Here is a 20137-nt window from a genome sequence, read left to right on the forward strand (position 1 = left end):
CGTTGGGGTGACCCCGGCCCGCACCCGGCCCGGGAGCGCGACTGACAAAGCGACCATGATGCGGTGACGTCAGGCGTCGCGGCGCTCTGGTCCGCCCGCACCTCGCTGCGCATCCTGGTCCGCCGGGATCTCGCGGTGAAGTACCAGCAGTCGGTGCTGGGCTACTTCTGGTCGCTGATCGAGCCGCTCGGCATGGGCCTGATCTACTGGTTCGTCTTCGGCGTGCTCTATTCCGGCGCGACCCGGCGGCACCTCGGCGAGGCGGCCGGGTCGTACCCGCTGTTCCTGATCACCGGGATCTTCGCCTGGATGTGGGCGAGTTCGGCGCTGACCGAGGCCGCGAACGCGCTCACCGGGCAGTCCCGGCTGATCACCACGATGAACCTGCCCCGGCCGATCTTCCCGATCGGGCGGGTCGCCGGACGGTTCGCCGAGTACCTGGCCGGGTTGCCGATCCTGGCCGCCGTCGCGGCGATCTACGCGAGCCAGGGGAAGATCCGCCCCGGCTGGAGCCTGCTCGCCCTGCCGCTGGCGGTGGCGGTGCAGTTCGTGCTGCTGGTGGGCCTGGCGCTGCTGCTGTCGGCGGGCAACGTGCTGATGCGCGACATCGAACGCACGATGCGGCTGGTCATCCGGCTGCTGTTCTACGCGACGCCGATCATCTACCCGCTCGACCTGGTGCGGGAATCGGGCATGCCCGCCTGGCTCAAGATCGGGTACGAGCTGAACCCGCTGGTCGGGATCTTCCAGCTGCACCACGCGGTCTGGTATCCGGACGAGTTCCCTGATGCCCGGCTGCTCACCATCACGGTGACCGGCAGTGTGCTGGTGCTGGCGCTCGGCTGGTGGGCGTTCCACCGCCTCGAACCGGCAGTGCTGAAGGAACTCTGAATGGCCCCGATCATCGAGGCGGACGGGCTCGGCATCCGGTTCGTCCGCAACCGGCGCCGTCAGCTACGGCTGCGGGAGCTGATCGTGCACCGGGGCGCCCGCGACCCGGACGCGGGCCGGTTCTGGCCGCTGCGTGACCTGTCGTTCCGGGTCGAGCCGGGCGAGACGGTGGGCGTGGTGGGCCGCAACGGCACCGGCAAGAGCACACTGCTGCGGCTGATCGCCGGCGTGCTCATCCCGGACGAGGGCTCGATCCGCGTGCACGGCCGGGTGGCGCCGCTGCTCGAACTGTCCGCCGGGTTCTCCGGCGACCTGACCGGCCGGGAGAACCTCTACCTGGTGGGCGGGCTGCACGGGCTGTCGTCGGCGTACCTGCGGGAGCACTTCGACGAGATCGTCTCGTTCGCCGGTGAGCAGGTGGAACGCGCCATCGACACGTCGGTGCGGCACTACTCGTCGGGGATGAAGGTGCGGCTGGGGTTCGCGGTGATCGCGCACCTGCCGCACCCGGTGCTGCTTGTGGACGAGGTGACAGCGGTCGGGGACGCGGAGTTCCGCGCGAAGTGCTATGCGACCATCGAGCGACTTCTCGCGGAAGGGCGCACGCTGGTGCTGGTGTCACACAACGACAAGGACCTCACCCGGTTCTGCCGTCGGGGGCTCTACCTCGACGCCGGACGGCTGATCGTCGACGGGACGATTGACGAGGCGCTGGCCGCCTACGCCGACGCGGCGAAGCGGTGACGCTCGCGATCGTGCTCGCCGCCGACCCGGCGGCGGGCCACCTCACCGAACGCCTGGCCGCGCAGTGGCGGCGGGCCGGGGCGGACGACGTTCGCATCGCCGCCGACCTGACCGAGCTGGCCGATCTGGTGGCCGCCGCGTCCGGCCCGGTGCTGGTCAGCGGCGCTGACCTGGTGGCGCACACCGCCGTACTCAAGCATCTCGCGACCAGCCCGGTGGGGCCGACGGTGGCGCTGGTGCTCACCGATCCGCCCGCTCCTGGGCAGGCCACCGTGCGTGAGGAGCGTGGGCAGGTGGTCGAGGTCGGCGCCGCCGAGGCGAGCGGCGTGTTCGGCGGCGCGCTGCGGGTGGGCGCGGCGGACCTGCCGGCGCTCGCCGAGGCCGCCCGCCGCGCCGCGGGCGGCGGGCCGCTGGGCGCGGTGGACCGGCTCGTGGCCGACCTCGCCGCCGGGGGCACACTGATCTTCGCCCATCGGGTACGTCTGCTCGTGGCGCACCGGGTCGGCGACGAGGCGCAGCGGGTGGCGGCCGAGTCGGCGGTGGCCGCCGTCGACGAGGACCGCGCCGAGTTGAAGCTGTCGGTGAAGGAGCGGGACGACTTCTTCACCACGTTCTTCGTCAGCACCTGGTCCCCGTACGTCACGAAGGCGGCGGCCCGGATCGGGATCGGCCCGACCGGGGTCACCATGGTCTCGGTGGCGTTCGCGGTGGCCGCGGCGGTGCTGTTCGGCGCCGGTGGACGGCCCGCGCTGGTGGCCGGCGCGGTCCTGCTCTACCTGGGTTTCGTGCTCGACTGCGTGGACGGGCAGCTCGCCCGCTACACCCGGCACTTCAGCGCCTGGGGCGGCTGGCTGGACACGATGGCCGACCGGTTCAAGGAGTACGTGGTCTACGCCGGTCTCGGCTTCGGCGCCACGCACGCCGGGTTCCGGTACGGCTGGGCGCTGGCGCTCGCCGCGATGACGTTGCAGACAGTGCGGCACATGACGGACACGTGGTACGGCGCGCTGCACGACGAGGCGGCCCGGCGGCCGAAGGTGGTGAGCGCCGACGCGGGCGGCATCGGCGGGAAGCTGAACGCCGCGTCGACGCGGGTGCAGGCGGACACGGGCTCGGTGTCGTACTGGCTGAAGCGCACAGTGGTGTTCCCGATCGGTGAGCGGTGGGCGCTGATCGCGATCGCCGCCGCGCTGTTCGGGCCGCTGGTGGCGCTGGTCGCGGTGCTGGTCTGGGGGACGCTGGCGTTCGCGTACACCGGGGGGTTGCGGACCTTGCGGGCGCGGTGGATGCGGGTGCCGGTGCTGACCACTGTGGACGCGGGTCTGCACCGTGACGACGGCCTGCTGGTGCGGACGCTGCCGACCGCGCGACGGCCGCTGCTGCTGGCGGTGCTCGGCGCGCTCGGCGCGGCGGGGACGCTGGTGTGGGCGCTGCTGGCGGTGCACGGCGGCGGGGACCTGCCGGTCTTCGTGCCGGTGCTCGCGCTGGTGCTGCTGCTGGGGGCCGCGCAGGCGTCGCGGGCGCCGCACGACGGGTCGCTGGACTGGCTGGTGCCGGCCGCGTTGCGGGCCGCCGAGTACCTGTTCGCCATCGCGGTCGGGGTGGCGGGCCGGGCCCCGGCCTGGCTGATCTTCGGGTACGTCCTGGTGCTCACGCTGCTGCACTACGACCTGACCGCGCGGCTGGAGAAGCGGCAGTCGGCGCCGCCGCTGCACGCGGCCACGCTGGGCTGGCCGGGGCGTTCGCTGCTGCTGGCAATCGGGCTGATCGCCGGATATGCGAGTATCGCTCTAGCTACAATCGGTGCGTACCTTCTCGTGGTTTTTGTCGCGAGCGTGGTCCTCGCCTGGGTGGTCCTGCCGGCCCGCGCCCGTGGGGGTGTGCGCTCGCCGGGCTGACGGAGGGCGGGCCGGGGTGACCTTGATCAGCTTCGTCGTGCCGGCCTTCAAGGTGCAGGGCTACCTGCGGGAATGTCTCGACTCGATCCTCGGCCAGCCGTTCGGCGACATCGAGGTGATCGGTGTCGACGACGCCTCGCCGGACGACAGCGGCGAGATCCTGGCCGAGTACGCGCTGCGCGACCCCCGGGTCCGCCCGGTACGCCTCGCCGAGAACGTCGGGCTCGGTCCGGCCCGCAACATCGGGCTGGACCGGGCCGTCGGCGAGTACGTGTGGTTCGTCGACGGGGACGACTGGCTGGTGCCCGGCTGCCTGCCGCACGTCGCGGACCGGCTCCGCGACACCGCGCCGGACGTGCTGATCGTCGATCACGTCCGGGCGCACTGGAACAACATCGGCACCCGCAGCGCGATGCGTGACGTGTTCCCCGACCCGCCCGGCGCGACGACGTTCACGCTGCGGGACCGGCCGGAGACGCTGAAGCTGCTGCACACCGCGTGGAACCGGGTGGTGCGCCGGGAGTTCCTGCTCGAACGCGGGCTGCGTTTCGAGCCGGGCTGGTACGAGGACGTCTCGTTCAGCTATCCGGCGCTGATGGCGGCCGGGCGGATCGGCGTACTCGACCGGATCTGCCTGAACTACCGGCAGCGCCGCACCGGCGCGATCACGAAGACCCGGGGGGACCGGCACTTCGAGGTCTTCGCCCAGTGGCACCGCGTGTTCGGGCTGATGGACCGCTGGCACGTGACCGGGCTGCGACCGGCCGTCTTCGAGCGGATGATCTGGCACTACCTCACGGTGCTCGGCAACGGCGCCCGGATCGCGCCCGAGCTGCGGGCACCGTTCTTCGCCCAGATGCACGCCGACTACGTGCGGTTCCTGCCGCCCGAGGGCTACCCGGTCCCGCCCGGCCCGGAAGGGCTCAAGCACCGGCTGGTGGCGGCCGGGCGCTGGCGGACGTTCAGCGCGTTGCGCGAGGCGCACCAGGCGGGGGAGACGGCCCGGCGTACCGCGCGGCGGGCGCGGCGGCGAGTGACGCCGGTGGTGCGGCGTACCGCCCGGCGGGCCCGTGACCTGGCACTGGGCGAGTACTACCGGGCCGAGCTGCACCGGCCGATCGACCCGACGCTCGCGGTGTACGCGGCCTACTGGTACCGGGGCTACTCGTGCAACCCGGCGGCGATCTACGAGGCGGCCCGACGGCTCGCGCCGCAGGTGCGCGGCGTGTGGATCGTCCGCCGCGACCGGGTGGCCACGTTGCCGCCGGGCGTCGAGTACGTGGTGGCCGGCAGCCGCGAGTACCACCGCGTGCTGGCCCGCGCCCGCTGGCTCGTCAACAACGTCAACTTCCCGGACTTCGTCCGCAAGCGCCCCGGCTCGGTGCACGTGCAGACCCACCACGGCACGCCCGTGAAGGTGATGGGCCTGGACCAGCAGCGCTACCCGGTGGGCGCGATGGGGATGAACTTCGCCGGCCTGCTGCGCCGCGTCGACCGCTGGGACTACAGCATCACCTCGAACAGCTTCTCCACCCAGATGTGGGAGCGGGCGTACCCGGCGGACTACACCACGCTGGAGGTCGGCTACCCACGAAACGACCGGCTGGCGCTGGCCACCGCCGAGGACCGCGGCCAGGTCCGCGCCGCGCTGGGCATCGCACCCGACGAGTACGTGGTGCTCTACGCGCCGACGCACCGGGAGCACCTGCCCGGGTGGCGGCCGCCGTTCGACCCGGACCGGATGCTCGACGTGCTCGGGCCCCGGGGCCGGCTGCTGATGCGCAGCCACTACTTCCACGACCGGGAGCGGCACCCCCGGGGACCGGCCGCGGACGGCGTGCTGGACGTGAGCGCGTACGACCGGGTGGAGGACCTCTACCTGGCGGCGGACGTGCTGGTCACCGACTATTCCTCGGCGATGTTCGACTACGCGGTGCTGGACCGGCCGATAGTGGTCTACGCGCCGGACTGGGACGCCTACCGGGTCGCCCGGGGCGTCTACTTCGACCTCCTGGCCGAGCCGCCGGGGCCCGTCGCGCTGGACTTCCCCGGCCTGCTCGACGTGTTCCGTTCCGGCGCGGTCGACGACGAGGCGGCCGAGCGGGCCCGGACGGCGTTCCGGTCGCGGTTCTGCGCGCTCGACGACGGGCACGCCGCCGAGCGCGTGGTGCGCCGCGTGTTCCTCGGCGAAACGCCGTAAAAGTGGTTACCGGCAGGTCACTTAACTGCGGAGCCCGGCGAATACCGGTTAATAGGACTGTCACGAGCTGAACATGGCACGTTTACCCGATGTGCGAATCAGATGATCCTGGTCACAGTCATTCCCGGGTTTGGGGCGAGTAGCTGGGGAGGTGGCGGTGGCGACCGTCGCGCTCAAGGATGTCACCAAGGTGTTCCCGGACGGAACAGTCGCGGTCGACACCATCAATCTGGACGTCAACGACGGCGAGTTCATGGTGCTGCTCGGCCCGTCGGGCTGCGGGAAATCGACAGTGCTGCGCATGGTGGCCGGACTGGAGGATCCGTCCTCCGGCGCCATCATGCTCGGTGGTGAGCTGGCGAACGACCTGCCACCGCGGGACCGGAAGATCGCCATGGTCTTCCAGGACTTCGCGCTCTATCCGCACATGACGGTCGGCGACAACATCGGCTTCCCGCTGCGCCTGAGCGGCGTCGAGCCCGGCCCGCGCGGTGAGCGGATCCAGGACGTGGCGAGCGCGCTCGGCATCGGCGACGTGCTCGGGCGCAAGCCCAGCCAGCTCTCCGGTGGCCAGCGGCAGCGGGTCGCCATGGGGCGGGCGATAGTGCGCCGGCCCGGCCTGTTCCTCATGGACGAGCCACTTTCCAACCTGGACAGCGGGTTGCGCGCCGAGCTGCGGGCGGAGATCTCCGGCCTCACCCGCGAGCTGGGCGTCACCACCATCTACGTCACCCACGACCAGGCCGAGGCGCTCACCATGGCCGACCGCGTCGCCATCATGCGCAAGGGCGTGCTCCAGGACGTGGGCACCCCCACCCAGGTGTACGGCCGTCCCGCGACGCTCTACGTCGCCGCGTTCCTGGGCAGCCCCCGGATGAACCTGCTGGAGGCGTCGGTCTACGTCCACCTCGACCGGTACGTCGCGCTGAACCTCGGCGAGCAGTCGCTCTACCTGCCCTGGGACGACATCCGCAGCCGTGCGGTGGCGCACTACCACGGTGAGCGGATCGTGGTCGGCATGCGCGCCGAGGCGCTCACCCCGGTCGCCCCGGACACCGCCGGTGACGTGCTGCACGGGCGTATCCGCTACCTGGAGCACCACGGTCACGAGTCGCTCGCGTTCCTCGACATCGGCGCCACCGCGATCGTCGTCGACGAGATGGGCACGCCGGTCGAGCAGGCCGCACCGGGCCAGCGCGGCCTGCGCCGGTTCAACCAGGTGATGCAGCGGCTCACCGGCCGCGCGGCGGAGTCGTCGGCCCCGGCCCCGGAGGCCGGCGGGGGCGCCGGCAACCGCACGAGCGTGCTGCCCGACCCGGGCCGCCACCACCGTCGTCCGGCGGAACTGGCGGTACGGCTCGCGCCGTACCCGCAGGTGTCGCCCGGGCACCCGCTCGCCGTGCAGGTACGGATGGACGCGCTGCACTTCTTCGACGAGCGAGGCGACCGCATCGACGTCGGCTGGCGGTGAAAGGAGGGGCACCCTATTAACGCCTCCGGTAGAGGAAGGGCCCCTTATTAACAGTCGCCGCCCGGAGGGACGGGCCGGTGACGGCGGTACGGGCCCCAGCCGACGAAGCGGGCGAACATGTCGGCCGGGGCCGGCGCGTCGTTCGGGTTCAGCCGGTAGAGGTCGCGCGTGGCCTCGTACAGCAGCCCGCACAGGTAGATGGACAACCCGATCCGGTTGTCCTCGTACTCGCTGCGCAGCAGCAGGCGGGCCATCGGGCACGGCCACGGCTGGCCGCAGGCCCGGCAACACCACATCGGACGCAGCGGCGTGTGCGGGGTGGCGTGCAACGGGTACGGCCGGGGGCGATCCGGCCTGGGCCCGTCCGGCGGCTGCCCGAGCTGGTGGCTGATCACCGGCGCTCCTCGTGGTGGCCGTCTCCCGGGCGCCTCTCCGGAGCGGACCGATGGCCGCCGCCGTTCCCGCGCTGCTCCGGTACGGACCAGCGACCGCCGTTCGCCCGCCACTGCTGGGCCGGGGTGAGGTTGCCGACCCGGCCGGGGCCCATCGTCGGCAGTGGACGCGTCGGCTGCCGCATCCACTCCGGCAGGTTGTCGCCCCGTACCCGGTGGGGCAGTGTCGGTGCCGACGCACCCCGGCAGCGGAACCAGCGCAGTCGCACGGCGCAACTCCTCTCGGTAGCGGGAACCGGACGAATTCGGCTCCACTGCGTGACAGTCTCGTCACCGCGCCGCTAGGGTCGGAAGGCGTTCCACCCCCACCTTCCTGGCCGTCCGACCGGCCGATTTCCGTGTGCAGCCGTGTGCAGAGGTGTGCAGATGATCCGTGTGCCGTTGTGGGAACTGTTCGCCGGCGAGCTGCGCCGGTTACGCACCGATGCCGGGCTGACCCAGGAGGCGCTGGGTGAGCGGGTGAGCTATTCGGCGTCGCTGGTGGCGGCCGTCGAGCAGTGCCGCCGGGCGCCGCGCGCCGAGTTCACCGAGCGCTGCGACGAGGTGCTGAACGGCGGCGGCCTGCTGGTGCGGATCCGGGACGCGCTGATGCAGGAGGCGCTGATGCCGTGGTTCCGCGAGTGGGTGAGCATCGAGCAGGAGGCGACGGCGTTACGCAGTTACGAGCCACTCGTGGTGCCCGGATTGCTGCAGACCGAGGGGTACGCCCGAGCGCTCTACGAAGGGGCCGCGCAGTTCGTCGGCGAGGCGGTCGAACAGCAGGTGGCGGCCCGGCTGGCCCGGCAGGCGGTGCTGGACGGCCCCACGCCGCCGCAGTTCGTGGTGGTGCTCGACCACGCGGCGCTGGCTCGCCCGGTCGGCGGGCCGAAGGTGATGCGGGAGCAGTTGGAGCACCTGATCGAGATGGCACGGCGGCCCCGGGTGCACCTGCACCTGGTGCCGGAGACGGTCGGTGCCTATCCGGGGCTCAACGGTGCTTTCGTGCTCGCCACCCCGGCCGACGGCGACGATCTGGGCTATCTGGATAACCCGTTGCACGGCACAATCGTGGAGCGCACGGTGGACGTGAACTCACTGCGGCAGACGTGGGAGTCCATTCGCGCGGAGGCGATGCCGCACGGGGCGACTCTGGCGGCGATCACGGAGGCGGCGAAGCGATGGAGTTGACCGGCGCGACCTGGCGCAAGAGCACCCGCAGCAGCGGTAACGGCGGCAACTGCGTCGAGGTGGCGGACAACCTGCCCGGTGTGGTGGGGGTGCGGGACAGCAAGGACCGGCAGGGGCCGGCGCTGACGTTCACGCCGTCGAGCTGGGCGGCGTTCGTCGCGTACGCCAAACGGGCGTGAGTGACGTACCGGATCTCGGTCCCCCGCCACGACGCACCGCCGTCGGCGTGGAGCAGGTGCGTCGCCTGGTAGCCGACCAGTTCCCACACCTGGCCGCCCTCCGGATCGAACCGGTCGCCAAGGGCGGCTGGGACAACTGGACCTTCCACCTCGGCCCCGAGCTGCTGGTGCGCCTGCCCAGCGCTGCCGAGTACGCCCTGGCCGTCGACAAGGAACACCTGTGGCTCCCGGCCCTCGCCGATCGGCTGCCACTGCCCATCCCCGCACCGCTGGCGAAGGGCGAGCCGGGTGCGGGCTACCCGTATCCGTGGTCGATCTACCGCTGGCTCGACGGCGAGACCGCGGCCGTGGACCGGATCGCCGACCCGGTGCGGTTCGCCCTCGACCTGGCCGGATTCCTCTCGGCCCTGCAGGACGTCGACGCCGCCGGTGGTCCGCAGCCGGGCGTCCACAACTGGTTCCGGGGCGGCACGCTGCGCACGTACGACAAGAAGGTCGAGCATGCGCTCGTGGCGCTGGACGGCCGCGTCGATGCCGCGCTGGTACGCGAGATCTGGGCGCGGGCGGTCGGCGCCCGCTGGGACGGGGTGGATCGCTGGTTCCACGGCGACATCGCCTCGGGAAACCTGCTGCTCGCGCACGGCCGGCTGGCGGCCGTCATCGACTTCGGGACATGCGGCGTCGGTGACCCGGCCTGCGACCTGGCGATCGCCTGGACGTTGCTGAGCGTCGAGGGCCGGGCGGCATTCCGCGAGCGGCTGTCGGTGGACGACGCGACCTGGGCGCGCGGACGTGGCTGGGCGCTCTGGAAGACGCTGTCCACCTACTCCCGCACCGTCGACGACCCCGAGGACGCGGAGGAATCGGCCGAGGCGCAACGCGTTCTCGGGGAGATATCCGCCGACTAGACGGCCCGTCTCTCACCCGGCGGCGGCGGCCCGCTTCTCCGGCGCGAACGGCCACTCCTCGAACGACAAGCATTTGCCGTCCTCGGCGAACCGCATGATCCAGAGATCGCGCCACTCCTGGTGGACGGGGTCGCCGTACCGGACCTGCACCCGTGCCACAGCGGTGTCGCCGTCGACCGCAACGATCTCCGATGTCATCTCGAAGACCTCGTCGGGTCCGTCGCGCTCGCTGTCCCACATGCGGGTGATGGCGGGCAGGCCGACGACCGGATCCCGGTACGGCCCCTGCCGGTAGCTCGCGTCGGCCGTGAACATCGTGCCGAGCGCCGCCGTTCCCGGTGTGCGCCACGCCTGCTCGTACGCCGCGATCCAGGCGGCCACCCGATTCCTGTCCATGGTCGCCAGCCTGCCATCCGGGTGTGTCCGGGTCTCCCAGATCGGCTGCCGGGGATCGTCGTTGTGCACGACGACGTGGGCGTGCTCGGCCGGGCGGGCCGTGGCGAAGTAGAGCCGCTGGGCGGGCAGGTAACGCTCCCGCCAGCGCCGTTCGACGTCGGCCCGGGACGACACCGGGCTCTCCCGGACCACCGCACGCTCCACGGTACGGTCCAGCGCGGCCGACACGAGCACCCGCAGCTCCCACCGGTCGAGCAGTTCCGGGCGCAGGAGGAAGACGCCGTCGAACACCAGCACGGCGTTGGCGGGAGCGGTGGTGAGCGGCGGGGACAGCACCGCGTCGGTGGCGTGGTCGTAGGCCGTGCGCCGGAAGCGTCGATCGCCGCCCGGGCCGAGCGGATCGAGCAGCACCCGCTTCAGCGTCCCGTGGTCGTGGGTGTCGACGTAGCAGCCCTGCGCCGAGAACTCACCCCGTCGATAGCGCCGCTCCCGGGGGAAGAGGAAGTCGTCGACTGTCGCCCGGATGACGTACCGGCCGCGGGCGCGCAGGACGGCGGCCAGCTCGTCGGCGAGCGTGGTCTTTCCGGCGGCGGGCGGCCCGTCGACGGCGACCCGCGTCGGGTGCGCCACTGTGACGGACCCGACCGCGTCGGCCAGGAGGGCGATCAGCTGATCGCGGCGGGGATAATTGGATTGCCCCTGCGCCGGGCCGGGAGTTTGACTGCCGTCCATGCCGTCCCCCTCACCGGTCTTCGTCGCGGGCACGGGCCGTTCGGGCACGTCGCGGATCGCCGACGTCATCGGCCAGCATCCGCTGATCCACCGGATCCCCATGGAGACCAAGTTCCTCGTCGAACCGGGCGGCCTGCGGGATCTGGCCGACGCGCTCACCGACCGGTACGACCCCATCGTCGGTGAGGACGCCCTGCACCGGCTGAGCGACTTCCTCACCGTACGCGCGCCCGGCCGGCGTGACGACCGTGGCAAGACCGTGCCCGAGCTGGTCGGCGAGCGGCGCTATCGGGACGCCGTACACCGGCTCTGGCCGCAGGTGATCGCGCACGCCTTCGAGGAGCCCGCGCCCGCGGAGGGCTTCGGCGACGGCGACCGGCCCGCCGGGCCGTTCGGGCCGGCCAGCCGACGGCGGGTCGTCCCGAGGTACTTCCGTGACCGGAGCGAACTGATCGGCGTCCTGCGGGGCCTGGTCGACACCCTGTTCGGCGGGGCGGCGGCCGACGCGGGCAAGCCGACCTGGTGCGAGAAGACGCCGTTCAACCTCTTCTACCTGGACTTCCTCTGGGAACTGGTGCCCGAGGCGACGATCGTGCACATCAAGCGTCACCCGATCTCGGTGCTCGCCTCCCACCTGGCCCAGCCGTGGGCTCCGTCCACGGTCGACGGTGCGCTGGCCTACCTGCTGCCGGTCTACGACAGGTGGCTGGCCTGGAGGAACGCGGCCGACCTGACGAGCCGGCGATACGTCGAGGTGAAGGCGGAGGACCTGGCGGCCGACTGGCCCGGGCAGCGGCGGGCCCTGTTCGAACGGCTCGGCGTCGAGGACGCCGTCACCGCGTCGACGTTCCAGGCGGACAAGCTCGCGCACCGCGACGACCAGTTCGACGCCGACACCCGCGCGTACGTCGAGCGGGAACTGGGCGAGATCATCCCCGCGATGGGATACGAGTGACGGCCGAGCGACCTCAGCAGGAGCCGGGACAGTAGGGCCCGAAGATCTCGGAGGTGACACGACCGGGCAACCGCAGATCAGGTGTCACGCCCTGTGGCGCAGTTCGCGGAGCACGCCGTGCCGGCGGAGCGCCCACCCCAGGCGCCGTGCGCTCGGGTGCCTGACGAACAGCACCGCCGCCCGGCGGATCAGCCCGAACCGGTTGTCGCCAACCTGATCGTCGACCGCCCGCCAGATCAGCTCGCGTACGCCGGCGCTGTCCAGCATCGCCCGTACCTCGTGGCGTACCCCGGGGTCCTCGGTCGCGGACGTGACGGCGGTGACCAGGCCGGGCCGGTTGGCGAGCGGCTCCACCGCCGCGGCGACGAGCGGCCGGCGTACGGTGTCCCGCTCCAGCAGCAGCAACACCGCCTCCCGGACCTCGGTGCTGTCGAGCCCGGACCGCAGCAGGCCCAGGGCGCTGCGCTCGACCTCGCGGTCGCGGTCCGGAAGGGACAGCGCGGCCAGCAGCACCGTCACCTCGTCGAGGTCGACGAGGTGACGCAGCCCGTCGCGGAACTCCGGCAGCGCCCACGCCACCGTCAGCCCGCGCGCGAGATCGCGGTTCATGGCCACTCGCTACCCGGAGTCGGCAGCCTCCGAAACGCCGTCCGGTCGTTGCCATGTCGCTTAACTGGTGTTCTACTTAACCATAACAATCTGACGGAGGGTCACCAGGGTGATCAACTTTCATGTCGACCGGTCCAGCAGCGTCCCCGCGTACGCCCAGCTGGTGCGGCAGGTCCGTGAGGCGCTGCGGATCGGGACGCTGCGGCCCGGGGACCAGCTCCCCACCGTGCGCAGCGTGGTGACCGCGTGCACCGTCAACCCGACCACTGTGCTCAAGGCCTACCGGGAGCTGGAGCTGTCCGGCCTGGTGGAGGCGAGGCAGGGCGCGGGCACGTTCGTCAGCGGGACGCTCGGGCACGCCGATCCCCACGTCATGGCCCGCCTGCGCGGCAGCCTGGCCCGGTGGCTCGGCCAGGCCCGGGAGGCCGGTCTGGAGGACGAGGACGTCCAGGCGCTGCTCGCCTCCGTGATCGCGGCGAACGCGGCACCCGCGAGGAGAGACAACGCGGAGGGCGCGGCGTGAGCGGCGAGCCGGTCGCCGTCGAGGCGCGTGACCTGAGCCGGCGCTACGGCGCCGTGTGGGCGCTGCGGGAGTGCTCGTTCGCGCTGCCCGCCAACCGGGTCGTCGCGCTGGTCGGCGCGAACGGCGCGGGCAAGTCGACGCTGCTGAGCATCATCGCCGGCACCCTGGCGGCCACCGGCGGCACGGTGTCGGTGCACGGCCGGCAGGTGGTGCGGGGCGGGTCCGCCGACGGTGGCAGCCGGGTGGCGATCCTGGCCCAGGACAAGCCGCTCTACCGCGACTTCACCGTGTCGGACATGCTCCGCTTCGGCCGCTCGACGAACCGGGTGTGGGACCAGCGGCGGGCGCTGTCATGGCTCGACCGCTTCGCCGTCCCGCTGGACCGCCGCTGCGGCAAGCTGTCCGGCGGGCAGCGGGCGCAGGTCGCGCTGGCGGTCGCGCTCGGCTCCCGCCCGGCGGTGCTGCTGCTGGACGAACCCCTCGCGAACCTGGATCCGCTGGCCCGCGTCGAGGTGACAGGCGAGCTGCTGGCGGAGGTCGCCGACGACGACATGACTGTCATGCTGTCGACCCACATCGTCGCCGAGCTGAGCGGCGTCGGTGACCACCTGCTGCTGCTCGACGCCGGCCGGCCCGTCCTCGCCGGCGACGTCGAGGAACTCCTCGACAGCCACGTCCGGCTGACCGGGCCCCGCGCCGACCAGCCACCCGGGCCGGGCACGGTCGTCCAGGCGCAGCACACCGGCCGCCAGTCCACCTTCGTCCTCCGGCGGCCGGCGACACCGGCGGCCCACGCCGTCGTGGCACCCGGCTGGACCGCCCAGCCCATCACCCTGGACGAGCTGATCCTGACCCATCTCAGAGCGTCGGCCGCCGCGCCGCACGAGCGGGAGGCAGCCGCATGAGCCCGGTCGGCCAGCTGTCCGCACCCCCGAACCGCCGGAGCGACCCCGGGTACGCCGGGGGCGTACGCGGTCTGCTCTGGCTGACCTGGCGTCAGCACCGCTGGACGGTGATCGGCACGCTGGTCCTGGCCGCGGTCCTGGTGGGCTGGATGACCTACCTGTCGGTGGAGCTGACGAGCCTGTGGCACCAGTGTCACGAGACGTTCTGCGCGGAGGAGTCGCCGCAGGGCCGGCGGCTCGGTGGCTCATCCGGCCTGGTCCTGACGCTGGCCGTGCTGTCGCAGGTGGTGCAGTGGATGCCGCTGCTGATCGGTGTGTTCGTCGGCGTCCCGGTGCTGACCAGGGAACACGAGCAGCGCACCCTGCTGCTGGCCTGGAGCCAGGACGTCTCCCCGCAGCGGTGGCTCTGGACCCGGCTGGCCCTGCTCGGCCTGTTCGTGGCGGCGGTGACCTCGGCCGTCGCCGGTGTCAGCGACCACCTGGAGCGACTCCAGGCCCGGGTCGCACCGGTGAGCCTGTTCGAGTACGGGCCGTTCCTCAACACCGCGATGCTTCCGGCGGTGATCAGCCTCTGCTGGTTCGCGGTCGGTGTCGCGCTCGGCGCCGCGATCAAGCGCACGCTCCCGGCCGTGTTCGGCGTGATCGTCGGCTTCGTCGGCCTGACCTATCTCGTCCGGTGGCGCTACCCCACGCTGATGGAGCCGCTGACCGCGCACCGCGTCATCGGCGGGCCGGGCGTGGGTGTGCTGCGCGACAACGCCCTGGTCGTCAAGGGCGGCATGATCGACTACGGGATCGACGGGCCGTCCGGCGCGTTCGACGCCTCCGGGCGTGAGCTCACCGGGGTCGAGCTGCAACGCCTCTGCCCGCCCGACAACGGCACCGGCCGGACGCTCGCCTGCTTCGTCGAGCACAACCTTCAGCAGCACCTCCAGTACCAGCCGGGCAGCCGGATCCCCGAGTTCCACCTGATCGTCGCCGGCGGCTATCTGGGCCTGACCGCGCTGGCGCTCCTCGTCGTCTGGTGGATCGTCCGCCGTACCGACCTGAGCGCGGGCTGAACAGGGATCGGCCTTGCCGGTGTTGTTACTGGCGAGTAGCGTTCGGGCATGAGCATCGACTCTCGCCAGGTGGCGGCCGGTCTCCTCGACGCCGTGCCGTTCGCCCGCACGCTCGGAATCGAGTTCGTCGAGGTGGCGCCCGAGGCCGAGGGCGGAGTCCGGGCCGTGGTCCGGCTCCCCGACGACCCGGCGCACCACAACCACGTGGGCGGCCCGCACGCCGGAGCCATGTTCACGCTGGGGGAGACCGCCTCGGGCGCGGTTGTCCTGGCCGCGTTCGGGCAGGCGCTCGACCGGGCCGTACCCCTGGCCGTGACCGCGACCATCCGCTACCGCAAGGTGGCGGTGGGGCCGGTGCTGGCGACCGCGCGGCTCGGCGGCGTACCCGCCGAGGTGCTTGCGGAGCTGGACGCCGGGCGGCGGCCGGAGTTCCCGGTCGAGGTGGAGGTCCACACCGAGGACGGCACGCTCACCTCCTCGCTCACAGTGATCTGGACGCTCCGCCCGAACCGCTGAGCCCCGAACGGGGTTTGCCCGGGGCGAGGGCTGGATAGATTCAAGCGATGCTGGGCCTCCCCGCGCACGTGAACGCTTGTCTCTTCGATCTGGACGGTGTGCTGACGCAGACCGCCAAGGTGCACAACGCCGCCTGGGCGGAGACGTTCGACGCGTACCTGCGACGCCGGTCGGCCGAAACCGGCGAGCCGTTCCACCCGTTCGACAGCGGACCGGACTACAACCGGTACGTGGACGGCAGACCGCGCGCCGACGGGGTGCGCACATTCCTGGCCTCGCGCGGCATCACGCTGCCCGAGGGATCGCCGGACGACCCGCCCGAGGCGGACACCGTCAACGGCCTCGGCAACCGCAAGAACGTCGTCCTGCTCCAGCGGATCGAGCACGACGGCGTCGAGGTGTACGAGGGCTCGGTGCGCTACCTGGAGGCGGCCACCACGGCCGGACTGCGCCGCGCTGTCGTCTCGGCCAGCGCCAACTGCGCCGCCGTGGTGCACGCCGCCGGACTGGACCGCTGGCTGGAGGCACGGGTGGACGGCGTGGTCGCCCGCGCGCACGGGCTACGCGGCAAACCGCACCCGGACACGTTCCTGGAAGGCGCCCGGCTGCTCGGCGTCGGACCGTCGCAGGCCGCCGTCTTCGAGGACGCCCTCGCCGGCGTCGCCGCCGGGCGGGCCGGCGGATTCGGGTACGTGGTGGGCGTCGACCGGGTCGGCCAGGCCGACGAGCTGCTGGCGCACGGCGCCGACGTGGTGGTCACCGACCTCGCCGACCTGCTCGCCCCGGAGCCGGCCGCGTGATCCGGGAACGGGCGTACCCGGTCGAGCCCTGGCACGTCCGGGAGATGCAGCTCGACATGGACGTGCTGGCCCAGTCCGAGTCGGTGTTCGCGCTGTCCAACGGGCACATCGGGCTGCGCGGCAACCTCGACGAGGGCGAGCCGCACGGGCTGCCCGGCACCTACCTGAACTCGTTCTACGAGCTGCGCCCGCTGCCCTACGCGGAAGCCGGCTTCGGATTCCCCGAATCCGGGCAGACCATCGTCAACGTCACGAACGGCAAGCTGATCCGGCTGCTCGTCGACGACGAGCCGCTCGACGTGCGCTACGGCGAACTGCTCGCCCACGAGCGGGTCCTCGACATGCGCGCCGGCACGCTCCAGCGGGAACTGCACTGGCGCTCCCCGGCCGGCCGCGAGGTCAAGGTCCGCACCACCCGGCTCGTGTCGTTCACCCAGCGCTCGGTGGCGGCCATCCACTACGAGGTCGAGCCGGTCGACGGGCCGCTGCGGCTGATCCTCCAGTCCGAGCTGGTCGCCAACGAGTCGCTGCCGCCGCAGAGCCGCGACCCGCGGGTCGCCGCCGTCCTGGAGTCGCCGTTGCAGGCCGAGGAGGAGCTGACCACCGACGACGGCGGCCAGCTCATCCACCGCACCAAGGTCAGCGGCCTGCGGGTCGCCGCCGCGATGGGCCACGACGTGGACGGGCCCGAACGCACCACGATCGAGAGCGAGGGGTACGAGGACTGGGTCCGCACCACCATCGGCTGCGTGCTCAAGCCCGGCCAGACGCTGCGGGTGGTCAAGTACCTCACGTACGGCTGGTCCAGCCGCCGCTCCCTCCCGGCGCTGCGCGACCAGGTCGGCGCGGCGCTCGCAGCGGCCCGGCTCGACGGCTGGGACGGGCTGCGCCGGGCCCAGCGCGAATACCTGGACGCGTTCTGGGACGCCGCCGACGTGCGCGTCGAAGGCGACCCCGAGGTGCAGCAGGCCGTCCGGTTCGGCCTCTTCCACGTCCTCCAGGCCGGCGCCCGCGCGGAACGGCGGCCGATCTCGGCCAAGGGCCTCACCGGCCCGGGGTACGACGGCCACGCGTTCTGGGACACCGAGATGTTCGTGCTGCCGGTGCTCACGTACACGCAGCCCGGCGCGGTGCGGGACGCGTTGCAGTGGCGGTACGACACGCTGGCGCAGGCCCAGGAACGCGCCCGAACGCTGAACCTCGAAGGTGCCGCCTTCCCGTGGCGCACCATCGAAGGGCCGGAGTCGTCGGCGTACTGGCCCGCCGGCACCGCCGCGTTCCACATCGCCGCCGACGTCGCCGACGCGCTGCGCCGCTACGTGCTGGTCACCGGCGACGATGCGCTGGAACGGGAGATCGGGCTGGAACTGCTGATCGAGACCGCCCGGCTGTGGCGTTCGCTCGGCCACCACGACCGCGCCGGACGGTTCCACATCGACGGCGTGACCGGCCCGGACGAGTACACGGCGGTGAAGAACGACAACGTCTACACCAACCTGATGGCGCAGCGGAACCTGCGTACCGCCGCGGACTGCGCGATGCGCTACCGGGACCAGGCGCTCGACCTCGGCGTCACCGAGGAGGAGGCCGCCGCCTGGCGGGACGCCGCGAACGACATGCACGTCCCGTACGACGCGGAGACCGAGGTGCACGAGCAGGTGGAGGGATTCACCCGCTTCCAGGAGTGGGACTTCGAGCACACGCCGCCGGAGAAGTACCCGCTGCTGCTGCACTACCCGTACTTCGACCTCTATCGCAAGCAGGTCGTCAAGCAGGCCGACCTGGTGCTCGCCATGCACTGGCGGGGCGACGCGTTCAGCGCCGCAGAGAAACTGCGCAACTTCGTCTACTACGAGCGGCGCACCGTACGCGACTCGTCGCTGAGCGCCTGCACCCAGGCGGTGCTGGCGGCCGAGGTCGGCTACCTCGAACTGGCCCACCGTTACCTGCGCGAGGCCGCGCTGATGGACCTGCACGACCTCAACGAGAACACCCGCGACGGCGTGCACATGGCATCACTCGCAGGTGCCTGGATCGCGCTCGTCGCCGGGTTCGGCGGGCTGCGGGACCACGACGGGATGCTCTCCTTCGCGCCCCGGCTCTCCAGCCGCCTCAGCCGCCTGGAGTTCTCGCTCCAGTGGCACGGGATGCGGCTGCGGGTCGACGTCCGGCCGCACCAGACGACGTACTCGCTGCGCAACGGCGGCCCGGACACCGTCGTGGAGCTGCGGCATCACGGCGAGCCGCTGCAGGTCACCTCCGCGCAGCCGGTCACCGTGGCGGTGCCGCCGACACACCCGAGAGGGCCGCAACCGGAGCAGCCGCAGGGTCGCGCGCCGCTGATGCACCTGCCCGAACGCATGGAGTGAGCGGCCCCGCCACGAGGGGCGGGACCGCTCGGTACGCGTACCTCAGAACTGGCGGCCGTTGGACGGACGCCCACCGGCGTCGCGCGGCGCCGTGGCCCGCGGATCGTCGGACGTGCGCGCCGTCGAGGCGCGGTCGGCCCAGTCCGGCGAGCGCTTCAGCTCCTGCTTGCGGCGTTCCTGGTCGGTGAGTTCCTGTTCCCGGGACCTGTCCTGTTTCGCCATGACGATCCTCGCGATCGGTCGGGGTCCGTGGTCACCCGGCGCGTTCCCGCCCGGCGGCGGCTCAACCGTCCAGGCGAGGGCTCAGCCGTCCAGGCGAGGGCTCAGCCGTCCACGTGCTGCGCGAAGCTGCGCCGCAGGTGGTCCTTGGGGCGGGAGCCGACGATCGAGCCGACCACCTCGCCGCCCCGGAACACCAGCATGGTCGGCGCGGACATGATCCGGTGGGCGCGCGCGGTGGCCGGGTTCTCGTCGGTGTTGAGGGTGACGAAGCGCAGCGCGTCACCGAACTCCTCGGCCAGCTCGGCCAGGTGCTTCGACACCACCCGGCACGGCGGGCACCACTCGGCCCAGAAGTCCACCACCACCGGCCGGTCGGCGGCCAGCACTGTGGCCGCGAAGGTGTCGTCGGTGACCGGGTTCAGCCGGCCGGTCCCCGTGTCCTGAGGCATGTTTCCTCCCGTTGGGCGATCGCGTGGGCGAGCTGGTCGTGCAGCCGGCGGCGGACGTCACCCAGCCGGTCGAGGTAGTCGTCCACCTCGGCGAGCTTGCGCCGCAGCACCGCCACCGAATCGGGGCAGACGTCACCGGAGTCGTTTCCGGCGCGCAGGCAGGCGACGAACGGGCGGATGTCGTCCAGGCCGAAGCCGATCGCCAGCAGGGAGCGGATCTCACGGACGACACGTAGTTCCGCCTCGTCGTAGACCCGGTACCCGTTGGCGGACCGGTTCGGCCGGACCAGCCCGTGGGCCTCGTAGTAGCGCAGGGTGCGGGTGCTCGTACCGGCCCGCTGCGCCAGCTCCCCGATCCGCATCCGCCGCCCCCGTCCCTCACTGCCAGGTTGACGCTAAACCTTGCCGCCGACGTCAACGCAACCCCGCACGCGTGCGCTTTCCCCCCCGCTGTCCCCCGGGCTTCCCCGCTGTCCCTGTCGATCATGAAGTTAGCGGCGTTTTCGATCTCGGAATCCGCCGCCAACTTCATGATCAACCCCGGTCCGGGGCGGGGTGCGGGGTTGGGGTGCCGTCCTTGTGGATCTTGGTACGGAATGGCCCCTCCAGGGGCCGTTTCGTACCAAGATCTGCCCCGGGGCCTTCCCCGGTGGGATTGATCATGAAGTTGGCGGGGTGGGGGAGCGCTTT

Annotated in this window: 22 protein-coding genes and 1 pseudogene; 15 read left to right on the forward strand and 8 right to left on the reverse strand. The window is 72.0% G+C overall.

Annotated elements, in window-relative coordinates; translation table 11 throughout:
* Positions 1 to 63: 63 nt before the first annotated feature.
* The 5 genes from MICAU_RS02635 to MICAU_RS02655 all read left to right on the forward strand — a co-directional run bounded on the left by MICAU_RS02635 (position 64) and on the right by MICAU_RS02655 (position 7204).
* Positions 64 to 891: an ABC transporter permease gene (locus MICAU_RS02635; protein WP_013283731.1), complete on the forward strand. Its 828-nt coding sequence runs from the start codon at positions 64 to 66 to the stop codon at positions 889 to 891.
* A complete protein-coding gene (locus tag MICAU_RS02640; protein ID WP_013283732.1) occupies positions 892 to 1635 on the forward strand; it encodes an ABC transporter ATP-binding protein in 744 nt (247 codons plus the stop codon). It abuts the gene before it with no gap.
* Entirely contained in the window at positions 1632 to 3533 is a 1902-nt protein-coding gene (locus MICAU_RS02645; RefSeq protein ID WP_013283733.1) for a DUF5941 domain-containing protein, read from the forward strand. The genes MICAU_RS02640 and MICAU_RS02645 overlap by 4 nt, the downstream gene beginning before the upstream one ends.
* 16 nt (positions 3534 to 3549) lie before the next feature.
* Positions 3550 to 5733 (forward strand): bifunctional glycosyltransferase/CDP-glycerol:glycerophosphate glycerophosphotransferase, encoded by a 2184-nt coding sequence (locus MICAU_RS02650; RefSeq protein ID WP_013283734.1) that lies wholly within the window; start codon positions 3550 to 3552, stop codon positions 5731 to 5733.
* Between the two features lie 157 nt (positions 5734 to 5890).
* Entirely contained in the window at positions 5891 to 7204 is a 1314-nt protein-coding gene (locus tag MICAU_RS02655) for an ABC transporter ATP-binding protein (RefSeq protein ID WP_013283735.1), read from the forward strand.
* Positions 7205 to 7251: 47 nt separating this feature from the next.
* On the opposite strand, the gene MICAU_RS02660 is transcribed toward MICAU_RS02655, so the two are convergent.
* A complete protein-coding gene (locus MICAU_RS02660) occupies positions 7252 to 7599 on the reverse strand; it encodes a hypothetical protein (RefSeq protein ID WP_013283736.1) in 348 nt (115 codons plus the stop codon).
* The gene (locus MICAU_RS02665) at positions 7596 to 7865 is read right to left on the reverse strand and encodes a hypothetical protein (protein ID WP_013283737.1); all 270 of its coding nucleotides are present in this window, start codon (positions 7863 to 7865) and stop codon (positions 7596 to 7598) included. The genes MICAU_RS02660 and MICAU_RS02665 overlap by 4 nt, the downstream gene beginning before the upstream one ends.
* Positions 7866 to 8022: 157 nt before the next feature.
* On the opposite strand from MICAU_RS02665, the gene MICAU_RS02670 reads away from it, so the two are divergent.
* Genes MICAU_RS02670 through MICAU_RS02680 form a run of 3 tightly spaced genes read left to right on the forward strand, consistent with a single transcriptional unit; the run spans position 8023 to position 9910 of the window.
* Positions 8023 to 8823: a helix-turn-helix domain-containing protein gene (locus tag MICAU_RS02670; protein ID WP_013283738.1), complete on the forward strand. Its 801-nt coding sequence runs from the start codon at positions 8023 to 8025 to the stop codon at positions 8821 to 8823.
* A complete protein-coding gene (locus MICAU_RS02675) occupies positions 8814 to 9002 on the forward strand; it encodes a DUF397 domain-containing protein (RefSeq protein ID WP_013283739.1) in 189 nt (62 codons plus the stop codon). The genes MICAU_RS02670 and MICAU_RS02675 overlap by 10 nt, the downstream gene beginning before the upstream one ends.
* Entirely contained in the window at positions 8999 to 9910 is a 912-nt protein-coding gene (locus MICAU_RS02680; RefSeq protein WP_041798769.1) for an aminoglycoside phosphotransferase family protein, read from the forward strand. The genes MICAU_RS02675 and MICAU_RS02680 overlap by 4 nt, the downstream gene beginning before the upstream one ends.
* 12 nt (positions 9911 to 9922) lie before the next feature.
* Here the strand turns inward: MICAU_RS02680 and MICAU_RS32605 are convergent, their stop codons facing one another.
* Complete coding sequence (locus MICAU_RS32605; protein WP_167545753.1) at positions 9923 to 10306, reverse strand: YybH family protein; 384 nt, start codon at positions 10304 to 10306, stop codon at positions 9923 to 9925.
* 27 nt (positions 10307 to 10333) lie between these two features.
* A pseudogene (locus tag MICAU_RS32610) lies at positions 10334 to 11038 on the reverse strand (nucleoside/nucleotide kinase family protein); the annotation flags it as partial.
* Between MICAU_RS32610 and MICAU_RS02690 the strand changes: the two are divergent.
* Entirely contained in the window at positions 11037 to 11993 is a 957-nt protein-coding gene (locus tag MICAU_RS02690; protein WP_083791300.1) for a sulfotransferase family protein, read from the forward strand. The pseudogene MICAU_RS32610 and the gene MICAU_RS02690 overlap by 2 nt on opposite strands.
* 84 nt (positions 11994 to 12077) lie before the next feature.
* Here MICAU_RS02690 and MICAU_RS02695 read toward each other — a convergent pair whose 3' ends face one another.
* The gene (locus MICAU_RS02695) at positions 12078 to 12602 is read right to left on the reverse strand and encodes a hypothetical protein (protein ID WP_013283743.1); all 525 of its coding nucleotides are present in this window, start codon (positions 12600 to 12602) and stop codon (positions 12078 to 12080) included.
* 109 nt (positions 12603 to 12711) lie between these two features.
* Between MICAU_RS02695 and MICAU_RS02700 the strand changes: the two genes are divergently transcribed.
* Genes MICAU_RS02700 through MICAU_RS02725 form a run of 6 tightly spaced genes read left to right on the forward strand, consistent with a single transcriptional unit; the run spans position 12712 to position 18776 of the window.
* A complete protein-coding gene (locus MICAU_RS02700) occupies positions 12712 to 13125 on the forward strand; it encodes a GntR family transcriptional regulator (protein ID WP_013283744.1) in 414 nt (137 codons plus the stop codon).
* Positions 13122 to 14030, forward strand: coding sequence for an ABC transporter ATP-binding protein (locus MICAU_RS02705; RefSeq protein ID WP_013283745.1), 909 nt, complete (start codon positions 13122 to 13124; stop codon positions 14028 to 14030). Before MICAU_RS02700 ends, MICAU_RS02705 begins: the two co-directional genes overlap by 4 nt.
* The gene (locus tag MICAU_RS02710; RefSeq protein WP_013283746.1) at positions 14027 to 15091 is read left to right on the forward strand and encodes an ABC-2 membrane transporter-related protein; all 1065 of its coding nucleotides are present in this window, start codon (positions 14027 to 14029) and stop codon (positions 15089 to 15091) included. The genes MICAU_RS02705 and MICAU_RS02710 overlap by 4 nt, the downstream gene beginning before the upstream one ends.
* Positions 15092 to 15139: 48 nt before the next feature.
* On the forward strand, positions 15140 to 15607 hold the full coding sequence (locus MICAU_RS02715) for a DUF4442 domain-containing protein (protein WP_013283747.1): 468 nt from the start codon (positions 15140 to 15142) through the stop codon (positions 15605 to 15607).
* Positions 15608 to 15654: 47 nt separating this feature from the next.
* On the forward strand, positions 15655 to 16407 hold the full coding sequence (locus MICAU_RS02720) for a beta-phosphoglucomutase family hydrolase (protein ID WP_013283748.1): 753 nt from the start codon (positions 15655 to 15657) through the stop codon (positions 16405 to 16407).
* Positions 16404 to 18776 carry a glycoside hydrolase family 65 protein gene (locus MICAU_RS02725; RefSeq protein ID WP_013283749.1) on the forward strand — a complete coding sequence of 791 codons (2373 nt, stop codon included), beginning with the start codon at positions 16404 to 16406 and terminating at the stop codon, positions 18774 to 18776. The genes MICAU_RS02720 and MICAU_RS02725 overlap by 4 nt, the downstream gene beginning before the upstream one ends.
* Before the next feature lie 42 nt (positions 18777 to 18818).
* Here MICAU_RS02725 and MICAU_RS02730 read toward each other — a convergent pair whose 3' ends face one another.
* The 3 genes from MICAU_RS02730 to MICAU_RS02740 all read right to left on the reverse strand — a co-directional run bounded on the left by MICAU_RS02730 (position 18819) and on the right by MICAU_RS02740 (position 19809).
* Positions 18819 to 18998: a hypothetical protein gene (locus MICAU_RS02730; protein WP_013283750.1), complete on the reverse strand. Its 180-nt coding sequence runs from the start codon at positions 18996 to 18998 to the stop codon at positions 18819 to 18821.
* A 101-nt stretch (positions 18999 to 19099) separates the two neighbouring features.
* Positions 19100 to 19447: a thioredoxin gene (trxA, locus tag MICAU_RS02735; protein ID WP_013283751.1), complete on the reverse strand. Its 348-nt coding sequence runs from the start codon at positions 19445 to 19447 to the stop codon at positions 19100 to 19102.
* Positions 19417 to 19809, reverse strand: a complete 393-nt coding sequence (locus MICAU_RS02740; protein WP_013283752.1) for a MerR family transcriptional regulator — start codon at positions 19807 to 19809, stop codon at positions 19417 to 19419. The genes trxA and MICAU_RS02740 overlap by 31 nt, the downstream gene beginning before the upstream one ends.
* Positions 19810 to 20137 lie beyond the last annotated feature (328 nt).

The organism is Micromonospora aurantiaca ATCC 27029 (assembly GCF_000145235.1).
Lineage (GTDB): Bacteria > Actinomycetota > Actinomycetes > Mycobacteriales > Micromonosporaceae > Micromonospora > Micromonospora aurantiaca.